This is a genomic window from Nitrospirillum amazonense (assembly GCF_029594735.1).
GTDB lineage: Bacteria > Pseudomonadota > Alphaproteobacteria > Azospirillales > Azospirillaceae > Nitrospirillum > Nitrospirillum amazonense.
On the sequence record NZ_JARPAF010000001.1, the window covers coordinates 931150 to 948140 of the forward strand.

At 68.0% G+C, this 16991-nt stretch carries 16 protein-coding genes; 8 read left to right on the forward strand and 8 right to left on the reverse strand.

The annotated features are described in order from the left end of the window. Positions 1–2 precede the first annotated feature (2 nt). Genes P5F91_RS03715 through P5F91_RS03725 form a run of 3 tightly spaced genes read left to right on the forward strand, consistent with a single transcriptional unit; the run spans position 3 to position 1989 of the window. The gene (locus tag P5F91_RS03715; RefSeq protein WP_186455025.1) at positions 3–1196 is read left to right on the forward strand and encodes a PP2C family protein-serine/threonine phosphatase; all 1194 of its coding nucleotides are present in this window, start codon (positions 3–5) and stop codon (positions 1194–1196) included. A 12-nt stretch (positions 1197–1208) separates the two neighbouring features. Beyond that, positions 1209–1541, forward strand: coding sequence for an STAS domain-containing protein (locus P5F91_RS03720; RefSeq protein ID WP_145613769.1), 333 nt, complete (start codon positions 1209–1211; stop codon positions 1539–1541). Between the two features lie 10 nt (positions 1542–1551). After that, on the forward strand, positions 1552–1989 hold the full coding sequence (locus tag P5F91_RS03725; protein WP_145613768.1) for an ATP-binding protein: 438 nt from the start codon (positions 1552–1554) through the stop codon (positions 1987–1989). 4 nt (positions 1990–1993) lie between these two features. Here the strand turns inward: P5F91_RS03725 and P5F91_RS03730 are convergent, their stop codons facing one another. The 3 genes from P5F91_RS03730 to P5F91_RS03740 all read right to left on the reverse strand — a co-directional run bounded on the left by P5F91_RS03730 (position 1994) and on the right by P5F91_RS03740 (position 5162). After that, positions 1994–2233 (reverse strand): hypothetical protein, encoded by a 240-nt coding sequence (locus P5F91_RS03730; RefSeq protein ID WP_145613767.1) that lies wholly within the window; start codon positions 2231–2233, stop codon positions 1994–1996. Positions 2234–2898: 665 nt separating this feature from the next. Beyond that, positions 2899–4317, reverse strand: coding sequence for an allantoinase AllB (allB, locus tag P5F91_RS03735; RefSeq protein ID WP_145612182.1), 1419 nt, complete (start codon positions 4315–4317; stop codon positions 2899–2901). Positions 4318–4370: 53 nt separating this feature from the next. Then, the gene (locus P5F91_RS03740) at positions 4371–5162 is read right to left on the reverse strand and encodes an SDR family NAD(P)-dependent oxidoreductase (RefSeq protein ID WP_277906546.1); all 792 of its coding nucleotides are present in this window, start codon (positions 5160–5162) and stop codon (positions 4371–4373) included. 172 nt (positions 5163–5334) lie between these two features. Between P5F91_RS03740 and P5F91_RS03745 the strand changes: the two genes are divergently transcribed. Beyond that, on the forward strand, positions 5335–6315 hold the full coding sequence (locus P5F91_RS03745) for a LysR family transcriptional regulator (protein ID WP_145612184.1): 981 nt from the start codon (positions 5335–5337) through the stop codon (positions 6313–6315). On the opposite strand, the gene P5F91_RS03750 is transcribed toward P5F91_RS03745, so the two are convergent. The 5 genes from P5F91_RS03750 to P5F91_RS03770 form a co-directional block, all read right to left on the reverse strand. Continuing rightward, the gene (locus P5F91_RS03750; RefSeq protein ID WP_277906547.1) at positions 6294–7952 is read right to left on the reverse strand and encodes a hydantoinase B/oxoprolinase family protein; all 1659 of its coding nucleotides are present in this window, start codon (positions 7950–7952) and stop codon (positions 6294–6296) included. The two genes, P5F91_RS03745 and P5F91_RS03750, sit on opposite strands and share 22 nt — an antisense overlap. Before the next feature lie 5 nt (positions 7953–7957). Then, the gene (locus P5F91_RS03755) at positions 7958–10063 is read right to left on the reverse strand and encodes a hydantoinase/oxoprolinase family protein (protein WP_277906548.1); all 2106 of its coding nucleotides are present in this window, start codon (positions 10061–10063) and stop codon (positions 7958–7960) included. Further along, positions 10047–11057 carry an isopenicillin N synthase family dioxygenase gene (locus P5F91_RS03760; RefSeq protein ID WP_277906549.1) on the reverse strand — a complete coding sequence of 337 codons (1011 nt, stop codon included), beginning with the start codon at positions 11055–11057 and terminating at the stop codon, positions 10047–10049. The genes P5F91_RS03755 and P5F91_RS03760 overlap by 17 nt, the downstream gene beginning before the upstream one ends. Before the next feature lie 194 nt (positions 11058–11251). After that, positions 11252–11554 carry a 2Fe-2S iron-sulfur cluster-binding protein gene (locus P5F91_RS03765; RefSeq protein ID WP_145612188.1) on the reverse strand — a complete coding sequence of 101 codons (303 nt, stop codon included), beginning with the start codon at positions 11552–11554 and terminating at the stop codon, positions 11252–11254. A 60-nt stretch (positions 11555–11614) separates the two neighbouring features. Next, a complete protein-coding gene (locus P5F91_RS03770) occupies positions 11615–12844 on the reverse strand; it encodes an NAD(P)/FAD-dependent oxidoreductase (RefSeq protein ID WP_277906550.1) in 1230 nt (409 codons plus the stop codon). Between the two features lie 177 nt (positions 12845–13021). Between P5F91_RS03770 and P5F91_RS03775 the strand changes: the two genes are divergently transcribed. Genes P5F91_RS03775 through P5F91_RS03790 form a run of 4 tightly spaced genes read left to right on the forward strand, consistent with a single transcriptional unit; the run spans position 13022 to position 16987 of the window. Next, positions 13022–13831 carry an SDR family NAD(P)-dependent oxidoreductase gene (locus tag P5F91_RS03775; RefSeq protein WP_277906551.1) on the forward strand — a complete coding sequence of 270 codons (810 nt, stop codon included), beginning with the start codon at positions 13022–13024 and terminating at the stop codon, positions 13829–13831. Positions 13832–13875: 44 nt separating this feature from the next. Then, positions 13876–15072, forward strand: coding sequence for a cystathionine beta-lyase (gene metC, locus P5F91_RS03780; RefSeq protein WP_145612191.1), 1197 nt, complete (start codon positions 13876–13878; stop codon positions 15070–15072). Between the two features lie 23 nt (positions 15073–15095). Continuing rightward, positions 15096–15512 (forward strand): DUF3830 family protein, encoded by a 417-nt coding sequence (locus tag P5F91_RS03785; RefSeq protein ID WP_277906552.1) that lies wholly within the window; start codon positions 15096–15098, stop codon positions 15510–15512. After that, the gene (locus tag P5F91_RS03790; RefSeq protein ID WP_277906553.1) at positions 15509–16987 is read left to right on the forward strand and encodes an aldehyde dehydrogenase family protein; all 1479 of its coding nucleotides are present in this window, start codon (positions 15509–15511) and stop codon (positions 16985–16987) included. Before P5F91_RS03785 ends, P5F91_RS03790 begins: the two co-directional genes overlap by 4 nt. The last annotated feature ends 4 nt before the right edge of the window (positions 16988–16991 follow it).

A 16991-nucleotide genomic window follows, 5' to 3' on the forward strand; every position in this document is an offset into this window, starting at 1 on the left:
GCGTGCTTATCGTCGACGACGATCCGGTCATGCGGGACCTGGTCAGCGTCATCACCATGGCCCAGGGCTTCGAGGTTCTGCAGGCCAGCGACGGGGCGGAAGGGTTGTCCATCATCCGCAACGCCCCGCGCATCGACCTGGTGATCAGCGACTGGGAGATGCCGTTCATGGACGGCGTCGAGTTCTGCCGCCAGATCCGGGCGCTGCATATGCCCAAATACATCCACGTCCTGCTGCTGACCGCGCGTCAGCGGCAGGCGGACTTCCTGGCGGCGATGGAGGCAGGGGCGGACGATTTCCTCAGCAAGCCCTTCAACCCGGCCATGCTGTCAGCCCGGCTGGGGGTGACCAAGCGCCTGCTGGCCCTGCAAAGCCGCCTGATGCAGAACAATGAGCTGCTGACGCGGACTAATGAACGGCTGACGGAAACCTACACCAAGCTGCAGGAGGATATGGACGCCGCCGCCCGCGCCCAGCGCCGCCTGCTGCCGGAACCGCTGAAGACCATGGGGCGGGCGCATTTCGCCTCCTGCCTGGTGCCATCGGCCGACATCTCCGGCGACATGTACAATTTCTTCGAGCTGCCGGACGGCTCCATCGGCTTTTACATGGTGGACGTCGCGGGCCACGGCGCCCGCGCCGCCCTGATGTCGGTGACGCTGAACCGCCTGCTGAACGCCGACGCCTTCGTCAACGGTGACGGGCGCCAGCACCACGGCCGGCCGCACGCGCCCCACTCCGTCGTGTCGGAACTCAACCGCCGCTTCGTGCCCGACAGCGAGATCGTGGACCACTTCACCATGATCTGCGGCGTGCTGGACCAGGACACCGGTCAGCTGCGTTTCTGCCAGGCCGGCCACCCCCACCCGGTGGTGGTGCCGCGGAACGGGGCACCCCACGCCGTGGGCTCCGGCGGATTCCCCGTGGGGCTGCTGGACGGCATGGACTACGATGACACCATCGTGTCGCTGGCACCCGGCACTCGAGTGGTGCTGCATTCCGACGGCGTGACGGAATGCGCCTCCCCTGACGGGGAGTTCTACGGCGAGGCGCGCCTGCATAAATTGCTGGATGAAGTACGGGAGCTGCCCATCGACCAGGTCAGCGACGCAGTGCGTGAGGCCCTTTACGCCTGGCGTGGCGGTACTGGTTTCGACGATGATGTAAGCGTACTGGCATTTGAAATTCATAGTTGAGGTCGGAGCAGCATGCTTACCATCACGCAAGCAAACGGTACCAACGTCCTGACCATCGACGCCGGCCGCCTGGACGCCGCAATCGCCGTTCGGTTCAAGGATACCTTCCTGGCGCAGGAACTGTCGCCGGGGCCGGTGCTGATCGACATGACGGGCGTGTCGTTCATCGACTCCAGCGGCCTGGGTGCCCTCATTTCCATCGTCAAGCACCTGAAACTGCCGGGCCGCCCGGGCATCTGCGGCCTGCAGCCATCGGTCAAGACCATGTTCTCGCTGACTCGTATGGATCGCGTCTTCGCCATATACCCCGACGTCGCCACCGCTCTCGCCACCCCTGCCCAGTGAGCCAGCCTCCATGGACGCCGGATCGATCCTGCACGTCTCGATCCGGAGTCGCCTGGAGGATGTCGGCTTCCTCACCCAATTGCTGGTCGATGCGGCCGGCCAGGCCATCCAGGCGGACTGGATCCTGCTGGAAATCGGCCTCGCGGAGGTGGTGAACAACGCCATCAAATACGCCGCCGGCGGCCTGCCCGACGGGCACGTCACCCTGAAGGCGGACATTCGGGAAGGCCAGCTGGTGGTGGAGGTCGAAGACAACGGCCTGCCCATGCCGTCCGACACCCAGTCGGCGTTCGAGCGGGCGGGCGACATGAGCGACGTCATGGCCCTGTCCGGCCGCGGCTTTTCCCTGGTGCGCCACTGCTTCAGCGACGCCCGCTTCCGCAACGAGGACGGCGTGAACCGCGTGACCCTGTACTACCCCCTGGCGCAAGAGACCGCCCCGCTGTGACGCGCTATTCCTTGCGGTGGCGCAGTAGCCAGATGATGGTGGAAATCTGGCAGAGGGCGGTCGCCAGGGTGAAGACGGTCACCAGGACGCTGCCACCACCACCGCCGGGCTGGGTGAACGGCAGGCCCAAGGCCACGATTGTAGCCACCACCTCGACCGCGAAGATGGCGCTGAGCAACAGGCGAACCAAGCCCTGGGTCTGGCTGGGCACGCGGCCCCAGAAGATCAGCGCCCAGTTGAGCACGAACCCACCAGCCCCGCCCCATCCAGCGCTTCCACCGGCTCAAGCTGCGCCCGCAGCTTGAGCGAACAGTCCAGGCCGATGCCCAGGAAAGTGATGCCCACCACCGCGAGCGCAGAATGGAAAGGGTGGCCGGGGAATGGACGTGAAGCGCACCTGGATTTTTGGAGATGGTTTGGCTTGAGGCGAGTTGCCAGCGCCCGGAGCCCTCGGCCCGGCGGTGCAGCGCTTGCGATGGGTGCCTGATGTGGCATACAGTCGTGACACACGCCGATCCACAAAATCTGGCGCCCTAATAACCAAGGCGATCAATCCCTTGGGCCTCGGTCGGCGAAACCTCCCCTAGGGGACGCCATAACTCCAGCGCTTTAGCTGAACTTTGCGGGACAGTTACGGGACAGTTCACCTCGCGGAACACTGCGAGGCCCCCGCCCGCTATGATCACCCTCACCCCCCGAGAGAATCGCGAAGGCCAAGTCCTAGGCTACCAGGCCAAGGTCCGTCGCATCGGCCACAAGCCCGTCTCCAAGACCTTCGAGAAGAAGAAGGACGCCGAGCGCTGGGCATCAAGGTCGAGGTGTGCTGCCGCCACCCCCGACAACTCCCCGCCGTTTGGCTATAGGCACCCGCAACGCTGGGGTCGCGGGCCAGCGCCAGATTGGCGCCCCCTATTTCCGGTTCTTTTTGACGATGGCCGCCGTGGTCGTCTCGACGTTGCGAGGCTTGGGCGTCGGCATCTGCTGGATGCGGCGGACGTTGCGGCCGTGGCCCTTGGCCTCCGTCACCAAGGCGCCATCCCGCATGACGAAGCGACCGCGAACCAAGGTGTGCACCGGCGCCCCTTTGGCCGCGTGGCCGTGGAAGGGCGTGCTCGAGCCCTTGGACTTCAGCTTGGCTGAATCCACCTGGGTTTCCCGCTCCATGTCGATGATCACCAAGTCGGCATCCGATCCCGGCAGCAGGGCGCCCTTGCGCGGATAGAGGCCAAAGGCCTTGGCCGGGGCGAGCGAGGTCATGCGCACATAGTCGGTCAGCGACAGGCGGCCGGCGCCCACTTGCGTCAGCATCAGCGGCATCTGCGTCTGCACGCCGGTGAAACCACAATCCGTCGTCCAGATGTCGTCGCGGTGCTTTTCCTCGTGCGAGTGCGGGGCGTGGTCGGTGGCAATCATGTCGATGGTGCCGTCCTGCACCGCGCGCCACAGCTGGTCCTGATGCGTCTTCTCGCGCACCGGCGGGTTCACGCGGATCAGCGACTTCTTTTCGGTGTAGGCGCGCTCATCCAGCAGCAGGTAATGCGGGCAGGTCTCCGCCGTGATGTCCACGCCACGCGCCTTGGCCTCCCGCAGGGGGCGCAACTCGTCACCCGAGGAAACATGCAGGATGTGGATGCGGGCGCCGGTCCACTCCGCCAGGATGGCGGCGCGGGACACGGCCTCCGTCGCCACCACCGGCGGCCGGGCGTCCAGGTGGGCCAGCGGGTCGCAGCGGCCGGCCTCCCGCAGCTTCTTGGACCGGCGCGCCATGATGGAGGCGTTCTCGGCGTGCAGGGCGATGCGGTAGCCGTGCTTGGCCACGATCTCGAAGCCCTCCAGGATGGCGCCGGTGGGCGGCGACGGCAGGTTGCCGAAGGTGTTGCCCATGAAGCACTTGAACCCGGCCACGCCGCCCTCGATCAAGGCCTCAAGTTCCGTCAGGTTCTCCTCCCCCAGCAGGCCATAAATGCCAAAGTCGACATAGGCTTGCTCGGCGGACTTCAATTTCAGGTTCAATGCCTCCACCGTGCCGGTGGGCGGGTTGGTGTTGGGCATCTCGAACACCGTGGTGACGCCGCCCATGGCGGCGCTGGCCGTCCCCGTTTCCCACGTTTCCTTGTGGGTGTAGCCGGGGTCGCGGAAATGCACATGGGCGTCGATGGCACCGGGCAGGACGTACTTGCCCTGAGCGTCCACCACCTCCGCCGCCTCGGGCATGGATTCAGCGGCGCCGATGGACAGGATGGCGCCGTCCTTGATGGCGATGGAGGCCTGGAACTGGGCGCTGTCCGTGACCAGCGTGGCGCCGTTGATGACGATGTCTGCCTTCATGATGCTTTTCCCGCGAGGATGCCTAAATCGGATGCCGAAATCGTATGGAGGGGTCAGAGGACGGCCCAGCCGCCATCGACCGGCAGGTCGATACCGGTGATCTGCTTGGAAACGTCGGACGCCAGGAACAGGCAGGCGGCGGCCACGTCGCGGGCGGTGCTGATGCGGCGCAGCGCGTACTCGGCCGCGTGTTCGGCGATCACCTCCTCCTCCGTCAGGCCGCGGGCCTTGGCCACGGCGGGCATCACCTTGGTGCGGAAGCGCGGGCCGTCCACCATGCCGGGGGCGACGATGTTGACGTTGATGTTGTGCGGCCCCGCCTCGATGGCGGTGGACTTGGTGATGCCGCGCAGTCCCCACTTGGAAGCCGAATACGCCATGCGGCCGGCGCGGCCGCGCAAGCCGAAGGTGCCGCCGACATTGACGATCTTGCCATAGCGGCGCGCGATCATGCCTGGCAGCACGGCGCGCATGGTGTTGAAGCAGCCGGTCATGTTCAGACGCACGATCTCGTCAAAGGCCTCCGGCGTGGTGTCCCACGCGGTGGTTCCCACCGGGCCGGTACCGCCCGCCACATTGACCAGCACGTCCACCTGGCCGAATGCTTCGACCGTTGCCGAAACGGCGGCATCGCACTGCGCGGCGTCCAGCACATCGCACGACAACACCAGCGCGCGCACGCCCAGCCCTTCTATTTTTGCCGCCAGATCATTCAGCGGCGCCATATCGCGCCCTAATATCGCAATATCCGCTCCTTCCTCCGCAAAAGAAAGACAGATTTCCGGCCCCATGCCCTTGCCAGCACCTGTGACAAGAATCTTCTTTCCTGCAAGGAACAGATCCATTTCATTCCTCTATATTGCTTCAGGCAACTATGGATATTTGGTCAGATTTAGATCAATCTGGAATGTAAGGTCGGATGGTCAGCACCCACCCCGTTGACATTAAAGATAAGCCGTTGCCACAGTTGTGCTAAAGCTGGGGTGGGGCGTAGCCAAAAACGAACAGGGATCCGTCATGGCTCTGCGTAATCAGCGAATTTGGATCTACATAAACGAGGTCGCCCGCATCGGATCGGTCCGCCAGGCGGCGGAACGGCTGAACGTCACCCCCTCCGCCTTGCTGCGGCGCATCCAGGATGTGGAGCACGACCTGGGCGCCCCCATCTTCGAACGTCATTCCTCCGGCGTCCGCCTGACGGCGGCCGGTGAGGTGCTGATCCGCTGGATCCGCTCGCAGTCGGCGGACCTGCGGCGCGTCTATTCGGAGATCGAGGAACTGTCCGGCCTGCAGCGCGGCGAGATCAGGCTGGCTTGCAGCCAGGCGGTGGCGCGCGGCTTCGTGCTGCGCCAGGTCGCCGCCTTCCGCAAGAAACACCCCAACGTGCGCTTCAAGATCACGGTCACCGACCATTCGACGGCCATGCGCCAGCTGACCGCATTCGATATCGACCTGGTGCTGATTTTCCGCCCGCTACGTCATCCCGAGCTGCACCCGATCATGTCGATCGGCCAGGGTCTGGTCGCCATCATGAGCGCCGACCATCCGCTGGCGGCCAAGGACATCCTGCGACTGCGCGAGTGCGCGGAGTATGAGACCGCCATGCCGGAGTCATCGTTCGGCGGGCGTGAGATCATCGAGAACCGCCTGGCGGCCAGTTCGGCCAAGCTGTCCATCGGCGTGGAGTCCAACAGCTTCGACCTGCTGGGCGACCTGGTGGCGGTGTCCAACCTGATCGCCTTCCAGATCGACATCGGCGCCGACCTGTGGCGCAACGACCCGCGCTATGCCGTGCGCCGCATCAGCGACCTGGACCGTACCTATGGGCCGCTGGTCCTGGGCCAGTTGAAGGGGCGCCCCCTGCCCCTGGCCGCCGCCAAGTTCGCCGAGCAGATGGCCCGGGAACTCAACGACTGCCGGTCGCTGCCCACGCTGGGCGACTATTACCCTGAGGAGGAGCAGATGCCCTTCGAGGGTCAGCCGACGCCGCTTCCGTAAAGGCGGGCGGCCGCTTCGGCGGAGACGAAGCCCTCCTCCACATCGCGCGCCACCAGGTCCGCGGCGCGCGATGTGGCCGCCCCCAGGCCGGCGCCGCCGGGAATGTCCAGAATCAGCCGATCACCTGCCGGAATTTGCTGAAGGCCCTTGGCCCGCATCGCCTTGCCTGACGCCAGACGCACCGACCCTTGCGAACCGTCACCGCCGCCGTCCCGGCCCTGGGCGGGATGGTCCACACGCTCGAACATGGCCAGCACCTCGAAGGCGCTGCCGTCGCGCATCGCCACCTCCACCCGCTGGCCCAGGCCGCCGCGCCGTTCGCCGATGCCGCCGCTGTCCGTCAGCAATTCCTTGCGCCAGATAACGATGGGGGCGCTGTTCTCGGTGATCTCCACCGGCATGGCGCGCACGCCGCTGGGGAAGGCGGTGCCGGACAGGCCGTCCTGGTGGGGACGCGCGCCCGAACCGCCGCTGTTGAAGAAGATGGCGTCGAAGCTGTCACCGGCCTGGGGCTCCCCCGCCGGCTGGCGGCCGCGTAGCTGCACGCTCCACAGACAGGAGCTGCCCTCCGCCGGCACCCGGTCCGGGATGGCCTGAGACAGGCAGCCGAACACGAGGTCGGGCAGCATCTGGCCGATGACATGGCGGGCGGCCACCGGCCAGGGCCGCTGGACATTGACGATGCTACCCTCCGGCGCCACCACCTCGAACGGCAGCAGGGCGCCGTAATTGTTCGGCACCTCCGGCGAGATGACGCAGCGCAGGCCGAAGATGGTGTAGGCACGGCAGTAATTGAGCACCACGTTGATGCCGCGCGGCACGCAGGCGTCGGTGCCATCATAATCCACCAGGATGCGCTCACCCTCGATGGTCAGGCGGGCGCGCAGGGTGATGGGATGGTCATAGCCGTCGATGGTCAGGCTGCTGGTCCAACTGCCCTGGGGCAGCTTGGCGATCTCCGCCCGCGTGGCGGCCAGCGAGCGGTCGACGATATAGTCGGCGACACCGGCCAGATCCTCCAGCCGGAATTCCGCCAGCATGGCGCTGAGCCGCCGTGCCGCTGATTCGTTGCTGGAGATATAGGACAGCACGTCGCCCCGCACCTGCAGCGGCGTGCGCACGTTCAGGCACAGGATGTCCAGCAGGTCCTGGTTCAGCACGCCCCGGCTGGCCAGCTTCATCAGCGGGATCTGCAGGCCTTCCTCGAAGACCGACCGGCCGTCCGGCCCCTGGCCCAGGCCACCGATGTCCACCTGGTGGCAGCAGACGCCGAACAGCCCGACGATGCGACCCTGATGGAAGGCGGGCGACAGCACGGTGACGTCATGCAGATGGCCGGCCGTCAGCCAGGGGTCGTTGGTGATGAAGTGATCCCCCTCCGCCATCGTCGGCACGGGGAACTTGGCCAGGAAATGCCGCACGCCGGCCGCCATGGAGTTCACATGGCCGGGGGTGCCGGTCACGGCCTCCGCGATCAACCGGCCCTGCAGGTCGAACAGGGCGGCCGACAGGTCGCCGGCATCGCGCACCGTGGTGGAAAAGGCCGTGCGCATCAGGGTCTGGGCCTGTTCCTCCACGATGGAGATCAGGCGGGTCCAGATCACCTGGGTGCGCAGTTCATTCAACGCTGCCGTCATGGCGGTTAACCTTCCTCACGCCGGGTCAGGATGAGATAGCCATTGGCGTCCATCCAGGCATCGAAACGGGGCGAAACCACCGTGGTGGTCTCACGCTCGGTGATCAGGGCCGGCCCCTGGATCCGGTCGCCCGGCCGCATGGCCTCGCGCCGCACCAGGGCGAAGGACAGCGCGACGCCGCTGTCGGGGTCAATCACCGGCCGCCGCTCCGTGACCTCCACGTCGCGGGTGGCCGTCACCATCGCCATATCTTTAGGCTTCCAGGCCGGCGATCCTACGGTCACCCGCCAGGTCAGCGCCTCGATGGGCAGGTCCAGGGTCACGCCGCCGTACTGGGTGCGGTAGGCCGTCTCAAACGCCGAACGCAGCAGGTCCACATCCTCGGGCACCAGCGTGCGGGCCGGGATCTCGAACGGGATCTCATAGCCCTGGTCCTTGTAGCGAGCCAGGCAGGTGCGCCGTTCCACCTGGGCCGCACCCGGGGCACCCGCCTCCACCAGGGCCCGCGCCTCGGCCGTCATGCCGTCCAGCAGGCTGTTGAGCCGGTCGAGGTCCAGCTGGTCCAGCCGCAGGGTCAGGCTGCGCGCCATCTCATAGGACACCGGCGCCCGCAGGAAGCCGATGGCGGAGCCGACACCGGCACCCGACGGGATGATGACCTCACGGATGCCCAGCTTCTCGGCGAAGCGCGCGGCATGCACGGGAGCCGCACCCCCGAAGGCGATCAGGCTGCGGTCATCCAGGGTCATGCCCTGTTCCACGGCGTGGACACGGGCCGCACTGGCCATGGTTTCGTCCACGATCTCGCTGACGCCGATGGCCAGCGTCTCGGCCTTGCCGTCCCAGATGCCCAAGGCCGCCAGGGCGTCGTGGGAGGCGCCGGCGTTCAGCGTGACCTTGCCGCCGGCGAAGCGCGAGGGGTCGATGCGGCCCAGGGTGATGTCGGCGTCCGTCACGGTGGGGCGGGTGCCGCCCCGGCCATAGGCGGCCGGTCCGGGCTCGGAACCGGCGCTGTGCGGGCCCACCGCCAGGCGGCCGGCGTTGTCGACCGAGGCGATGGAGCCGCCGCCAGCGCCGATCTCCACCATCTCCACCACCGGGATGCGCAGCGGCAGGCCGCTGCCCTTGCGGAAACGGTGGGCGCGGCCGACCTCGAACACCTGCGAGGTTTGGGGCGTGCCGTCGTTGATCAGGCAGATCTTGGCGGTGGTGCCGCCGACGTCCAGGGCCACCACCTGCCCCACGCCCCGCTCCGCCGCCACCGACGCCGCGAAGATGGCGCCGCCCGCGGGGCCGCTTTCCACCAGCCGCACGGGATAGCGGGCGGCAGCGTCCACGGTGGTGAGGCCGCCGGATGACAGCATCAGGTACAGCGGGCAGCTGAAGCCCATGGCCTTCAGCTTGTCATCCAGGCGATGCAGGTAGGCGTCGACCAGCGGCTGGACGTAGGCGTTGGCGACGGTGGTGGAAAAGCGCTCATACTCCCGCATCTCGGGCGAGACCTCCGACGACAGCGACAGGCTGACGCCCGGCATCTCCGCCGCCAGGATCTCCGCCGCCCGACGCTCATGGCTATCGTTGGCGTAGCTGTGCAGGAAGGCGATGGCCACGCTGCGGATGCCCTGCTCCCGCCACTGGGCCGCCGCGGCGCGCACCGCATCGCCGTCCAGCGGCACCAGCACCTGGCCGCGCGCGTCCATACGCTCCGCCACGCCGACGCGCAGCCGGCGCGGCACCAGGGGCTGGGGCTTTTCCATGCCGATGTCGTACTGGTCGAAGCGGCTTTCGCTGCCCAGGGCCAGGACGTCGCGGAAACCCTCGGTGGTCAGCAGGGCGGTGGGCACGCCCCGCCGTTCGATCAGGGCGTTGGTCGCCAGCGTGGTGCCGTGCACCACCAGCGACACCTCGGCCGGCGCCACGCCCGCCTCGTCCAGCAGCAGGCGCACGCCGTCCAGCAAGGCCCGCTCCGGCGCGTCGTAGGTGGTCAGCAGCTTGGTGGAATGCCGGCGGTCGCCCACCTCCAGCACGATGTCGGTGAAGGTGCCGCCGATGTCGGCGCCGATACGCGCGCCCCTGGGCGTGGACGGGCCGCGGTCAGTTGTAGATGTCATGGGGATTCTTGGACAGCGTGGAATAGAAGCGGGCCAGATGGTCGGCGACGCGTACGGGCTTGTACTTCGGCTCGGCACCCGCCAGCAGCTCGGGCAGCGGGGCCACGACGACATCGCGGTCGGGGTTGGCGAAGTAGGGCACGGAGAAGCGGCGGGCGCCGTCGCGGTTGCGCACGCGGTGATAGTTGGACAGGAAGCGGCCGTTGGACCACCACATCATCATGTCGCCGACATTGATGGTGAAGGCGCCGCGCACGGGCGGCGCCTGGATCCACACGCCGTCGCGGCGCTTCACCTCCAGCCCGCCGATGTCCTGCTGCGCCAGGACGGTGAACGGCCCTTCGTCCGTGTGGGCCACCATGTTGGACACCTCATCCTGGGCATCCACGGGCAGCGGGGGGTAATAGTTCATGCTCAGCTGCGAGGCCGGCTGGTGGAAGCAATCGTCGAAACGGTCCTCCGCCACGCCCAGGCCCAGGGCGAAGGCGCGCAGCAGCTCGCGGGAAAAGGTCAGCATGGCGGCCAGGTAGTCCTCGCTGGCCTGCTTGAAGGCCGGCATGTCGTCGGGCCAGCGGTTGGGCTTGTCGAAGATATCGGCGTGCCGCATGTCGCGCGGGTTGGCCGGCCATTCGTGCTGCAGGCGATATTGCTCGAACATGCGGGTGTTGCGCGACAGCGGCTGGGCCTCCGGCGCGGGAATCCAGCCGCGATACCAGTCCGGCGTCGCCATGGCTGTCCGGCGGTCCGCCTTGTCGCGGGAGAAGAAGGCGTCAGCCTGGCCAAAGATGCCGTCCACCGTCGCCTGCGGCACCCCGTGACCCGCCAGGTAGAAGAAGCCGATCTCCTCACAGGCGTGCGCGATCTCGGCGGCCACCCGGCAGCGCGCGGCCGCATCACCCGACAGGAACGGCGCGAAATCGATTAAAGGTAATTCAGCCAGGGAAATGGCGCTCGCGGCGGCAATATCGTCCGCGCTGCGTTCGCTTCTGCTCATTTCAACCTCCGAGACTATTCTTTGAGCCCACCCCGTCAGGCGGCCCAGTGCTTAGGACGGACGGCCCGTTGCGATGATGATTACGGCAACGCGGCAAGGCAATGCGGTGCTTTTTCCTGACGGCGCCGTGGCCGAATGATCACTGTTGCAGTATCCCGCAGGCGCAATAGTTGGCTTGGCCCGCGAAATACCAGTCAATCCTCCGGTGGAATCTCCACCCGCAGACCGTCGTGGTCCGGCGTCAGCGTGATCTGGCAGGACAGCCGCGACGTGTCGCGGCGATGCGCGGACAGGGCCAGCAACTCGTCCTCCTCTTCCGTCGCCGTCGATGCCGGCTCGACATAGACGTGACAGGTGGCGCAGGAACAGCAGCCGCCGCACATGGCCAGCACCTCATCGAAGCCGTGGTCGCGCAAGCCCTCCATCAAGGTCGTGCCCGTGTCCATCTCGACGGCGCGGCCGGTGCCGTCCCGGCTGACAACGGTGATGATCGGCATGGGTGTCCCTATCCCCCAGGAAAATGAAGCCAGGCAAGACCAGGCAAGAAACGAAACCGGTCACGCGGCGGCGGCCAGGTCCTTCAGCGGAACGCTAACGTCGGCCACGGCGGCCGGGTCACAGCGGGCACCACCCTCCACCAGGGCGCGGCCCTGGGTGTAGTCGCGGATGGCGTTGACGCAATCCAGCGCCACCACCCGGCCGGCGCGGAAATAGACGATGGAAAAGCTGCGCGCCGCCGGGTCGCCCCGCAGGACCGCTGCGTCATGGCCGGCCGACAGGCCCACGGTCTGCAGCTTCAGGTCATATTGGTTGGACCAGAACCACGGCACCGCGTGATAGGGCTCCGCCGCCCCGGTCAGTGCCTTGGCCACGGTGATCGCCATGTCGTTGGCGTTCTGCACCGATTCCAGGCGGATGCGCCGGCCGGCGGCATAGGCGTTGGCGTGCAGGGCGCAATCGCCGATGGCGCGGATATCGGGCAGCGAGGTACGGCAGAACGCGTCGACCACGACACCGTCGCCGCCTTCGGCCCCCGCCGCCAGCAAAGGCTCCACCGCCGGCGTGATGCCGATGCCCACCACCACCATCTGCGCCGGGATCAGGGCGCCATCCGCCAGCCGCACGCCGGTTACCCGCCGCCCGTCCCCGACGATATCCTGCACCTGGGCGCCCAGGCGCAGGTCCACGCCCTGCGCGCGGTGTTCATCCTCATAGAAGCGGGACAGTGCTTCCCCTGCCACGCGGCCCAGCACGCGGTCCGCCTGTTCCAGCAGGACGACGGGCTTGCCAGCCGCGCGCAGCACCGCCGCCGCCTCCAGCCCGACATAGCCGCCGCCGATCACCACCACCCGCTCCACTGCCGGCAGTTCCGCCCGCAGGGCATCAGCGTCGGCGCGGGTACGCACGGTGTGCACGCCGGCCAGATCGCCACCCGAGCAAGCCAGGCGCCGGGCTCGGCCGCCGGCCGCCCAGACCAACTGGCCATAGCCGAAGACCTCGCCCCCGGCCGTGGTCACGGTATGGGCCGCCGCGTCCACCGCCACCACCCGACGCCCCGGCAGCAGGGTGACGCCGCGCGCCTGCCAAAAGGCAGCGGGGCGGATCAGGATGCGCTCGAACGGCTTGGCGCCGGACAGGTAGTCCTTGGTCAAGGGCGGGCGTTCGTAGGGCAGCTCCGGCTCATCCCCGATCAGGGCGATGCCGCCGGTGTAACCCCGCTGGCGCAGCGTGACGGCCACCTGGGCACCGCCGTGCCCCGCGCCGACGATCAGAACGTCGTGCTGCATGTTACCCTACCCGCCAAACGGCCTTGTGACGCCGCCGGCCGGGTCTGGCGGGCGGTCCTGTTGATGATTACGGCAACGCAACAGGCCGGGGCGGTGCTTTTTTCTACAGACGCCGTGGCCAAATGATCACTTTTTCCCGACCCGGCCGGCGCATTAGTGATTCTATGGAACAAAGGGATGTTGGGTCGAACCATGGAACGGGCACTGACGGGCGCACTGGCGGGCAAAGCGGCACTGGTGACGGGGGGAACGCGAGGGCTGGGCCTGATGCTGGCGCGCACCCTGGCGGATGCCGGCTGCGCCGTCGCCGTAATCGGCCGGGACCCGCAAGCGGGAGCCAGTGCCTTCGATCACCTGCAGGCCCGCGGCGGCCCGGTGTGCGCGCTCAGCGCCGACGTCACCGACGAACAGGCGATGAAGGCCGCCGCCGCCGAGGCCGAAGCGCGCTTGGGCCCGCTGGACATCACCGTCTGTGCCGCGGGGGTCAGTTCCCCCCGCGCACCCATCTGGACCAATTCCGCCGACACCTACCGTCACTGCTTCGACACCAATGTGCTGGGCGTGTTGAACAGCCTGACGGCCACCCTGCCCGGCATGGTGGCGCGCGGCGGCGGCAAGGTCATCGTCATCGGCGGCACTTATGGCCACAAGGGGGTGGCCGGCTTCTCCGTCTACGCCGCCTCGAAATGGGCGCTGCGCGGGCTGGTGAGGTCCGCCGCGCTGGACGCGGCACCGCATGGCGTCACGATCAACATGATCTCGCCCGGCGGCGTGGACGGCGAACGGTTGCGCCGCCTGTTCCGCCAGTCGGCGGCAGCCAATGGCGAGCCCGAGGACGCGCCGTTGAAGCGCTTCACCGCCGGCACGGCGCTGGGGCGGCTGGTGGGCGAGGATGACGTCGCCGCCGCCATGCTGCATCTGCTGGGCCCGGGCGGGCGGATGATGACGGGCCAGGACATCGTGGTCGATGCCGGTATGGTCGTTTAAGTCATGGTCGTGTAGGGCATGGTGATTTAAGGAGAGCTTGAGACATGAGCGATTTGAGCGGCTTTCGGCGCGAAACACAGATCCTGCACGCGGGCCGTGACCCGAAGGCCAATCACGGCGTCGTGAATCCACCTGTCTACCATTGCTCCACCGTCCTGTTCGACAGCGTGGAAGCGCTGCTGGAAACCCGCAAGGACCGGGCGTCGGGCGCCTATGTCGGCTTCACCTACGGCCGTGAGGGGACGGAGACGACCCGCGCCTTCGAGGACGCCGTAACCCTGCTGGAGGGCGGCTACCGCGCCGTCACCACTTCCTGCGGGCTGGGGGCCATCTGCGCTTCGCTCACCGCCTTCCTGTCGGCGGGCGACCACCTGCTGATCGTGGACAGCCTGTACGGCCCCGCGCGCGCCTTTTGTGAGGATTTCCTGCGCAAATTCGGCGTGGAGATCACCTATTACCGCCCCACCATCGGCGCCGGGATCGAGGCGCTGTTCCAGCCCAACACCAAGGTCGTCTATCTGGAGTCCCCCGGCTCGCTGACCTTCGAGATGACGGACGTGCCGGCCATCACCAAGCTGTGCCGGGCGCGGGGCATCAAGACCATCATGGACAACACCTGGGCCTCGCCCGTGTGCTTCCGGCCGCTGGAACATGGCGTCGACGTCTCGGTCAACGCCGCCACCAAGTACATCTCTGGCCATTCCGACCTGATGCTGGGCATCGCCGTCTGTACGGAGGAAGCCTTCATCCCGGTGAAGAAGACGGCCTCGGGCTCCGGCTACTGCGGCGGGCCGGACGACGTCTACATGGCCCTGCGCGGCCTGCGCACCCTGGCGCTGCGCATGAAGCGGCACCAGGAATCGGCCCTGCGCGTGGCCCTGTGGCTGCAGCAGCGCCCGGAGGTGGCGCGGGTGATGTACCCAGCCCTGCCCGACGACCCCGGCCATGCCATCTGGAAGCGCGACTACGACGGCGCGTCGGGCCTGTTCGGCGTGGTGCTGAATGCCTGCACCGACGCGCAGTTCGCCGCCATGCTGGACCATATGGACCTGTTCAAGCTGGGCTACAGCTGGGGCGGGTATGAAAGCCTGGTGGTGCCGACCTACCCGTCCGACCTGCGCTCCGCCGTAACGTGGGAGGCGCCGGGCCCCTCGCTGCGCCTGCATGTCGGCCTGGAGGACCCGGAGGATCTGATCGCCGACCTGGAGCGGGGCTTTGCCCGCCTGGCCGCCGCCCGCTGACCCCAAGCCCTAGGAAAGTTCCCATGACCCTGATCGACATCACCGCCGGCGGCTTTCGCTTCACCGCCCGGTTGGAGGAAGAGCTGGCGCCCGTCACCTGCGCCCGCTTCCTGGCCATGCAGCCCTATGACGAGAAGCTGATCCACGTGCGGTGGAGCGGCGAGGGCTGCTGGATCCCCATGGGCGACACGCCCTATGACCTGCCGTGGGAGAACGCCACCCGCCATCCCGCCCCCGGGCAGTTCATCTTCTATCCCGGCGGCTACAGCGAAACCGAGATCCTGCTGGCCTACGGCGGCGTCGCCTTCGCCAGCAAGCTGGGCCCGCTGGCCGGCAACCACTTCCTGACCATCATCGAGGGCCAGCAGCAGCTGCCGGCCCTGGGCCGCAAGGTCCTGTGGGAAGGGGCGCAAGCCATCAGCTTCCGGCCCCGCGCATGAGCGCCCCCTCCCCCGCGCACCCTTTCCTGGACGGCCAGCCCAAGGCCCTGTTCATCGGCGGCCGCTGGCAGGCGACGGACGCGGTCTTCGAGACGCGCAACCCCGCCAACGGCCAGGTGCTGGCCACCGTCGCGCGCGGCACGGCGCGGGAAGTCGACGCCGCCATCACCGCCGCCCGCACGGCGTTCGAGGATGGGGCCTGGCCCCGCTTCTCCCCCGCCGACCGGCAGCGCCTGCTGCTGCGCCTGGCGGACCTGCTGGAACGGGACGCGGAAGATTTCGCCCGCATCGACACCCTGGAAATGGGATCGCCCATCCGGCACACGCGCGGTAGCGTGGCCCTGCTGGTCGATCTGCTGCGCTATTACGCCGGCATGGCGCGGGGGATCGAAGGGCTGACGGCGCAGCCGTCCGACCGGGACATGTTCGCCTGCACCCTGCGGGAGCCCGTGGGCGTCTGCGGCGCCATCATCCCATGGAACGGGCCGCTGTGGGCCTCCGTCCTCAAGCTCGGGCCCGTGCTGGCCACCGGCTGCACCCTGGTGTTGAAGCCGGCGGAGGACGCCTCGCTGGCGCCGCTGATGCTGGCGCGCCTGGTGGAGGAGGCCGGCGTGCCGCCCGGCGTCTTCAACGTCGTCACCGGCTTTGGAGCTGAGGCGGGCGCCGCCCTGGCGGCCCATCCGGGCATCGACAAACTGGCCTTCACCGGATCGGACACCACCGGGCGCGCCATCGCCGCCGCCGCGGGCGCCAACCTGACGAAGCTGTCGCTGGAGCTGGGCGGCAAGTCGCCCAACATCGTCTTCGCCGACGCCGACCTGGACGCGGCCGCCCGCGCCGCCGTCATCGCCGCCTTCGCCAATTCCGGGCAGGTGTGCAGCGCCGGCACCCGCCTGTTCGTGGAGCAGTCCGTGCATCGGGAGTTCGCCGAGCGGGTGGCGCGGATCGCCCAGACCTTGCGCATCGGCGACGGCATGAATCCGGACACTGATCTGGGCCCCCTGGTCAGCGCCCGCCAGCTGGCCCGCGTCTGCGGGCATATGGACGACGCCCGGACCGCCGGCGCCACGGCCATCAGCGGCGGGGCCCGACTGGGCGGCGCCGGCTATGACCAGGGCTTCTTCTTCCCGCCCACCGTGCTGGTGGACGCGCGCGACGACATGCGCGCGGTGCGGGAGGAGATTTTCGGCCCCATCCTGGCCACCCTGCCCTTCACCACCGAGGATGAGGTCGTCACCCGGGCCAACGCCACCCCCTTCGGCCTGGGTGCGGGGGTGTGGACGCGCGACGTGGGCCGGGCCCATCGCCTGGGCCGGCGCCTGCGCGCCGGATCGGTCTGGGTCAACTGCTACAACGCCATCGATCCAGCCATGCCCTCGGGCGGCATGAAGGCCAGCGGCTATGGCCGCGAATATGGCCGTGCCCACCTGGATGAGCATCTGGAGACCAAGAGTCTGTGGATCAGCTCCCGCTGATCCC

Coding starts and splice junctions, on each gene's coding strand:
- P5F91_RS03750 (WP_277906547.1), bottom strand. CDS start 7,952: ATGACGGCAGCGTTGAATGAACTGCGCACCCAGGTGATCTGGACCCGC.
- P5F91_RS03785 (WP_277906552.1), top strand. CDS start 15,096: ATGACCCTGATCGACATCACCGCCGGCGGCTTTCGCTTCACCGCCCGG.
- P5F91_RS03745 (WP_145612184.1), top strand. CDS start 5,335: ATGGCTCTGCGTAATCAGCGAATTTGGATCTACATAAACGAGGTCGCC.
- P5F91_RS03740 (WP_277906546.1), bottom strand. CDS start 5,162: ATGGATCTGTTCCTTGCAGGAAAGAAGATTCTTGTCACAGGTGCTGGC.
- P5F91_RS03720 (WP_145613769.1), top strand. CDS start 1,209: ATGCTTACCATCACGCAAGCAAACGGTACCAACGTCCTGACCATCGAC.
- allB (WP_145612182.1), bottom strand. CDS start 4,317: ATGAAGGCAGACATCGTCATCAACGGCGCCACGCTGGTCACGGACAGC.
- P5F91_RS03760 (WP_277906549.1), bottom strand. CDS start 11,057: ATGAGCAGAAGCGAACGCAGCGCGGACGATATTGCCGCCGCGAGCGCC.
- P5F91_RS03770 (WP_277906550.1), bottom strand. CDS start 12,844: ATGCAGCACGACGTTCTGATCGTCGGCGCGGGGCACGGCGGTGCCCAG.
- P5F91_RS03755 (WP_277906548.1), bottom strand. CDS start 10,063: ATGACATCTACAACTGACCGCGGCCCGTCCACGCCCAGGGGCGCGCGT.
- metC (WP_145612191.1), top strand. CDS start 13,876: ATGAGCGATTTGAGCGGCTTTCGGCGCGAAACACAGATCCTGCACGCG.
- P5F91_RS03725 (WP_145613768.1), top strand. CDS start 1,552: ATGGACGCCGGATCGATCCTGCACGTCTCGATCCGGAGTCGCCTGGAG.
- P5F91_RS03790 (WP_277906553.1), top strand. CDS start 15,509: ATGAGCGCCCCCTCCCCCGCGCACCCTTTCCTGGACGGCCAGCCCAAG.
- P5F91_RS03765 (WP_145612188.1), bottom strand. CDS start 11,554: ATGCCGATCATCACCGTTGTCAGCCGGGACGGCACCGGCCGCGCCGTC.
- P5F91_RS03775 (WP_277906551.1), top strand. CDS start 13,022: ATGTTGGGTCGAACCATGGAACGGGCACTGACGGGCGCACTGGCGGGC.